Origin of the sequence: Dolichospermum sp. LEGE 00246 (assembly GCF_015207865.1) — a bacterium.
In the GTDB taxonomy this organism is placed as follows: domain Bacteria; phylum Cyanobacteriota; class Cyanobacteriia; order Cyanobacteriales; family Nostocaceae; genus Dolichospermum; species Dolichospermum heterosporum.
The window spans coordinates 1-4,225 of the sequence record NZ_JADEWA010000469.1; the positions used below are offsets into that span (position 1 = coordinate 1).

9 protein-coding genes and 1 pseudogene are annotated in these 4,225 nt (G+C 35.1%); 4 read left to right on the top strand and 6 right to left on the bottom strand.

What is annotated here, in order from left to right:
* The first annotated feature begins 103 nt into the window (after window positions 1-103).
* The 3 genes and pseudogenes from IQ228_RS22275 to IQ228_RS22280 all read left to right on the top strand — a co-directional run bounded on the left by IQ228_RS22275 (window position 104) and on the right by IQ228_RS22280 (window position 1,119).
* Window positions 104-364: a Calvin cycle protein CP12 gene (locus IQ228_RS22275; protein ID WP_193964476.1), complete on the top strand. Its 261-nt coding sequence runs from the start codon at window positions 104-106 to the stop codon at window positions 362-364.
* 81 nt (window positions 365-445) lie between these two features.
* A pseudogene (locus IQ228_RS26830) lies at window positions 446-565 on the top strand (GNAT family N-acetyltransferase); the annotation flags it as partial.
* Window positions 565-1,119 carry a hypothetical protein gene (locus IQ228_RS22280; RefSeq protein ID WP_193964478.1) on the top strand — a complete coding sequence of 185 codons (555 nt, stop codon included), beginning with the start codon at window positions 565-567 and terminating at the stop codon, window positions 1,117-1,119. The pseudogene IQ228_RS26830 and the gene IQ228_RS22280, both read left to right, overlap by 1 nt.
* A 12-nt stretch (window positions 1,120-1,131) precedes the next feature.
* Here IQ228_RS22280 and IQ228_RS22285 read toward each other — a convergent pair whose 3' ends face one another.
* Window positions 1,132-1,425, bottom strand: a complete 294-nt coding sequence (locus IQ228_RS22285; RefSeq protein ID WP_228044016.1) for a hypothetical protein — start codon at window positions 1,423-1,425, stop codon at window positions 1,132-1,134.
* Between the two features lie 228 nt (window positions 1,426-1,653).
* Between IQ228_RS22285 and IQ228_RS22290 the strand changes: the two genes are divergently transcribed.
* Window positions 1,654-1,857 carry a hypothetical protein gene (locus tag IQ228_RS22290; protein ID WP_027402968.1) on the top strand — a complete coding sequence of 68 codons (204 nt, stop codon included), beginning with the start codon at window positions 1,654-1,656 and terminating at the stop codon, window positions 1,855-1,857.
* On the opposite strand, the gene IQ228_RS22295 is transcribed toward IQ228_RS22290, so the two are convergent.
* The 5 genes from IQ228_RS22295 to IQ228_RS22315 form a co-directional block, all read right to left on the bottom strand.
* A complete protein-coding gene (locus tag IQ228_RS22295; protein ID WP_027402967.1) occupies window positions 1,854-2,255 on the bottom strand; it encodes a PIN domain-containing protein in 402 nt (133 codons plus the stop codon). The genes IQ228_RS22290 and IQ228_RS22295 overlap by 4 nt on opposite strands.
* Window positions 2,248-2,520 carry an AbrB/MazE/SpoVT family DNA-binding domain-containing protein gene (locus tag IQ228_RS22300; protein WP_027402966.1) on the bottom strand — a complete coding sequence of 91 codons (273 nt, stop codon included), beginning with the start codon at window positions 2,518-2,520 and terminating at the stop codon, window positions 2,248-2,250. Before IQ228_RS22300 ends, IQ228_RS22295 begins: the two co-directional genes overlap by 8 nt.
* An 89-nt stretch (window positions 2,521-2,609) precedes the next feature.
* Complete coding sequence (locus IQ228_RS22305; protein ID WP_027402965.1) at window positions 2,610-2,942, bottom strand: XRE family transcriptional regulator; 333 nt, start codon at window positions 2,940-2,942, stop codon at window positions 2,610-2,612.
* A complete protein-coding gene (locus IQ228_RS22310; RefSeq protein ID WP_027402964.1) occupies window positions 2,939-3,298 on the bottom strand; it encodes a type II toxin-antitoxin system RelE/ParE family toxin in 360 nt (119 codons plus the stop codon). Before IQ228_RS22310 ends, IQ228_RS22305 begins: the two co-directional genes overlap by 4 nt.
* Before the next feature lie 83 nt (window positions 3,299-3,381).
* The gene (locus tag IQ228_RS22315; protein WP_027402963.1) at window positions 3,382-4,200 is read right to left on the bottom strand and encodes a TlyA family RNA methyltransferase; all 819 of its coding nucleotides are present in this window, start codon (window positions 4,198-4,200) and stop codon (window positions 3,382-3,384) included.
* Window positions 4,201-4,225: the final 25 nt, after the last annotated feature.

Consider the following 4,225-nt stretch of genomic DNA (forward strand, 5'->3'; position numbering starts at 1 on the left):
GAATTGTTACTTTGAAAAAGAGTTTACCAACTATGAGTAATTCTCTTCATTAGCAATCCTTAAAATTCCTAATTAACCTTTATTCTCCACTAACAAAGGTAACATGATCATGGTATCCCTAAACGAAGTTATCAACGGTAAAAAACCCATTGAAGCAGCAATTCTTGAAGCCATTACAGAAGCGCGGATAACCTGTACAGAAAATGGCAATAATTCCGCCAATTGTGCAGTAGCATGGGATATTGTCGAAGAATTGCAAGCAGAAAAAGCCCATCAAAAGCAAGCAAAACACCGCAAAACAGCCTTAGAAGACTACTGTGAAATGTATCCAGATGCTTTGGAGTGTTTGATTTACGATCTTTAATTTAGATCGGCAGCAATTCTCATTTTAAAGAAATAAGATAAACTTCTCTTATTTAAATATAGGACTACTATTTGATTAACGGAAAAATTCTATGATAATCAAGGAATGCTAGATTTAGGGCAAGATGAAGATTACGATGATCTGGTTTATTTTGAGTACGGTGTATGGCGTTCTTATAACAAAAGCAGTGAGGGTAAGTAATGAGTCAGCAAGAATCTAATTATATTCCGTTCGCCTCTAACCAAGAATTAGCAACCCCGATGGATTTATTACTTAATGAAGAATGGTTGAGAAAAAGTATCCAAGCTGAGGAAGAAGTAGGGGGTAATATTGGTGCTGGTTTAGATTGGGGTTCTGGTTTTGATCAACTGTTACTTAATCCCGAATTGTTTTATCGCTTAAAAACTTTGCGGATTTCTTTGAATCGAGAAGTGCGTTTGTTGCTCAAAGATTGGAATTTAGGAACTGCCACTTTTATAGCATCTGCTACCGCAAGAGAGAAGTTGCTGGAAAGATTCAGGCTACCTACATCTACTGTTAAAGAACATATTCAAGCTGTGTTGCAGAGTGATGAACTTTTTGGTGAGGAATTTATTTCTAATCATCAGGTATTGCGCGAATTGCTTGGGGTAATGTTGACAGAAAACGATTGGGAAAATATTGCTTCAGTTGCGGCGGATTCGTTGAAGCAGCAAATTATGAATCAGATTTTGGTTGAGAGAAGGCAACAACAATTCCAGTATCAATTAAAATAAGGAAATAATTATTCATGAGTCTTCATGAGTCCTTGTCTGATGTTTTGCCTGAATTCTGTCAGCGATCGCTTTTTTGCGTACATCTCTATCTGACAAATCTCCTGATCCTTCTAGTAAAAATTTGGGATAACCACCCATTCGTTCTAAAACTGTTTTAGCTGAAGTTGGATAATTGTTAACAGGTGTTTCTAGGGATGAGATAAATTGCAAGACAAGTGGGATTTGTTGATTCCTACGGAGCGTTTCGCTATCGCTAAGGTTGGAGATCGCTTGTAAGAGTTCTTGGTGTGGATTGGTGGAGTACATAGTGATTAATTGGTGTTATGATAATTGCAATTTTAGCAAATGTATCGCTCTTTGGGAATTGGGGGGTGGGATAATCATACAATGATACTCAGGAAATTTAGTAGTTGTCATAAATGTGCAAATAGAATTATTAATAGTATAGTAAAATAAATACACTGAGATCAAGGATTAAACTCTAGGACAAAATAAAGCTATAATTTTCTCAAGAATAAAGAGGTAAAACTATTTATGTCACAGCTTGAACAAATTGAAACTGCAATTCTCTCACTTCCATCTCATGATTTTGAGAAATTGAGACAATGGTTTTTAAACCTAGATTATGAACTTTGGGATGAGCAGATAGAACGTGATATTGCAGATGGTAAGTTGGAAGCATTAGCAGCAGAAGCGTTAGCGAAATTTACCGAAAGTATAAATGAGTTTGAACTTTAACGAATCAAATTAATTGTAATTCCCAGAGATAAACTAGTCCAGACTTTATCTGCTGTTAATACAGGTAAATTCAAGCGTTTACCTAAAGCAAGACAAGCACGATCTCCTAATGATAATCCTGTACTTTTGGTTAAAGGTCGAAATTTAGCTATAGTTATAGCATCTTGCTCATTGCAAGCAACAATTTCTAGACTATTTTCTAATAATCCTTCATCTCTCAATCGTTTAATAATTTCCTCTGGTGATTCTCCTAAATCAACAACTTTTGACAATACCTCTACCCAATTAATAATACTAATATAGCACCCATCAATCAACGCATTTTCTACAATTTCTGCTCCTGGTTCATCTCTAAGATAAGCTAAAAAGGCAGAAGCATCTAACACAGATTTATTCACTTAAATACTCCTGTCTGCGTTCGGTAATAAGTTCATTTACCAAATTTCTATCAGGTGATTTATCTTTTAATAAACCTCTTAATTTTTTAACTTGTTGTTTGAGGCTGACTAATTGGATTTTGCCATTATCTTCAAGAGTTAAAATTAATCTGTCTCCAGATTCTAAATTAAGTATTTCTTGGATTTCTTGGGGTAAAGTTAAACGTCCTTCTGGTTCAATATCAAGTGTATATTGTTGAGGAATTGATAAATTAGCAAGTGTCATAGCTGAATATTTCCTTGGTTTATAGCCATTTACATTTTAGCAAAACTCTAAAAATTAAAAAATCTCAATTTTTTCTCTATCTTCAACTCCTACTCATCAATATCCATTGCCAAATTTTCAAAATTAGTAATTGTTACTTCAACATCAGGGAATATTGCCGTTATTTTCAACTCTCCTCCCATAGCTTCAATAACTTGTCGGAGATGACTAACATACATATCAGTACGATTCTCTAATCTAGAAATAGCAGGTTGTTTAATTTGCAACTTTTCAGCTAATTGAGCTTGAGATATTTTTAAAGCTTGGCGTAATTCAGCTAATGCCATTTCCTCTTTTAATTTAGCTGTTTGAGTAGCAATTTTGGCTTTTCTTTCTGCCGATAAATCTTTAGTAAGATTACTAAACTTTTTATGTCCTGTCATATTAAACCCTCCTGACTAATTTCTTGCAGATATTCTTCATAAAGACGATCTGCTATGGGAACATATTTTTCATAAAATCGCTTATCTCCTGTTTTATCTCCACCAATAAGTAAAATTGCCACTCGTCGCGGATCAAAAGCATAAAATACTCTGATTGGTTTACCACGACTTTGAATACGTAACTCTCTCAGGTGAGAGTTTTTTGCACCTTTGACATCGGATGAATAAGGAAAGGGTAATTGTGTTCCCTTTTCTTCAAGTAGTTGAACAACGCTGACAATATCATCTTGTTGCTCTTCTCTAAGAGTTTGCCACCAAATATCAAACTCATTCGTATATTCTATTTCCCAACTCACTTTCTATTATATTACGTTGATGTAATAAATCATAGCTTTAATTTGTCAATTTTCACAACTTTTTTTGCCTATACTGATACTCATCATTTTTTCCCAAACTCCTGCATGACTTGTTTAGTAATTTCTTGAATTGCTGCTAAAGTTGGGGGTATGATTTCGCTTTCCATTCCCAACCATAAAAGATATTCAATATTTCCCGCAGGTCCTGTGATTGGCGACCAAGTTAAACCTTTATATTTCCATCCTAGCTCTAACGCCCCTTTCATCACATTAAAAATTGCATCTCCTTGGTCATCAGAATCGCGGACAACGCCTTTTTTACCGATGCGAGACTTGCCAACTTCAAACTGTGGTTTTACAAGTAATACAGCCTCTCTGGGAGCTTTTGTTAATTGCCATACTGCCGGCAAAATTTTAGTTAAAGAAATAAAGGAAACATCCACAACTATCAAATCAGGAAATATGGCATTTTCAGCATATAATTCTGCTGGTTGTAGTTGGCGTAAATTCGTCCGTTCTTTTAAAATTACTCGTTCATCAGTTCTAATTTTCCAATCCACTTGTCCATAACCAACATCTACACCATAAACTTGTTTTGCGCCAGCTTGTAATAAACAATCTGTAAATCCACCTGTAGAAATTCCCCCGTCTAAACAAATTCTGTCAGTTACAGAAATTCCAAAACATTCTAAAGCTTTGACCAGTTTTTCCCCACCACGAGACACAAAAGGAGGACGTTCTTTAACTTGAATTTGGGCGGTAATATCAACTTCTGTGCCGACTTTATCAATCTTATGTTGATTTACAGTTACTTCTCCAGCTTGAATTAGCCGCTGTGCTTGTTGACGGGAAGCACATAATCCCAAATCTACTAATAATGTATCTAATCGCTGTTTCACCAATTTCACTTTTTATAGTTTTTTATAT

Bases quoted from the DNA above. Each gene is read 5' to 3' on its own strand.
- IQ228_RS22275 (WP_193964476.1), top strand. From the start codon at position 104: ATGATCATGGTATCCCTAAACGAAGTTATCAACGGTAAAAAACCCATT.
- IQ228_RS22280 (WP_193964478.1), top strand. From the start codon at position 565: ATGAGTCAGCAAGAATCTAATTATATTCCGTTCGCCTCTAACCAAGAA.
- IQ228_RS22285 (WP_228044016.1), bottom strand. From the start codon at position 1,425: ATGTACTCCACCAATCCACACCAAGAACTCTTACAAGCGATCTCCAAC.
- IQ228_RS22290 (WP_027402968.1), top strand. From the start codon at position 1,654: ATGTCACAGCTTGAACAAATTGAAACTGCAATTCTCTCACTTCCATCT.
- IQ228_RS22300 (WP_027402966.1), bottom strand. From the start codon at position 2,520: ATGACACTTGCTAATTTATCAATTCCTCAACAATATACACTTGATATT.
- IQ228_RS22305 (WP_027402965.1), bottom strand. From the start codon at position 2,942: ATGACAGGACATAAAAAGTTTAGTAATCTTACTAAAGATTTATCGGCA.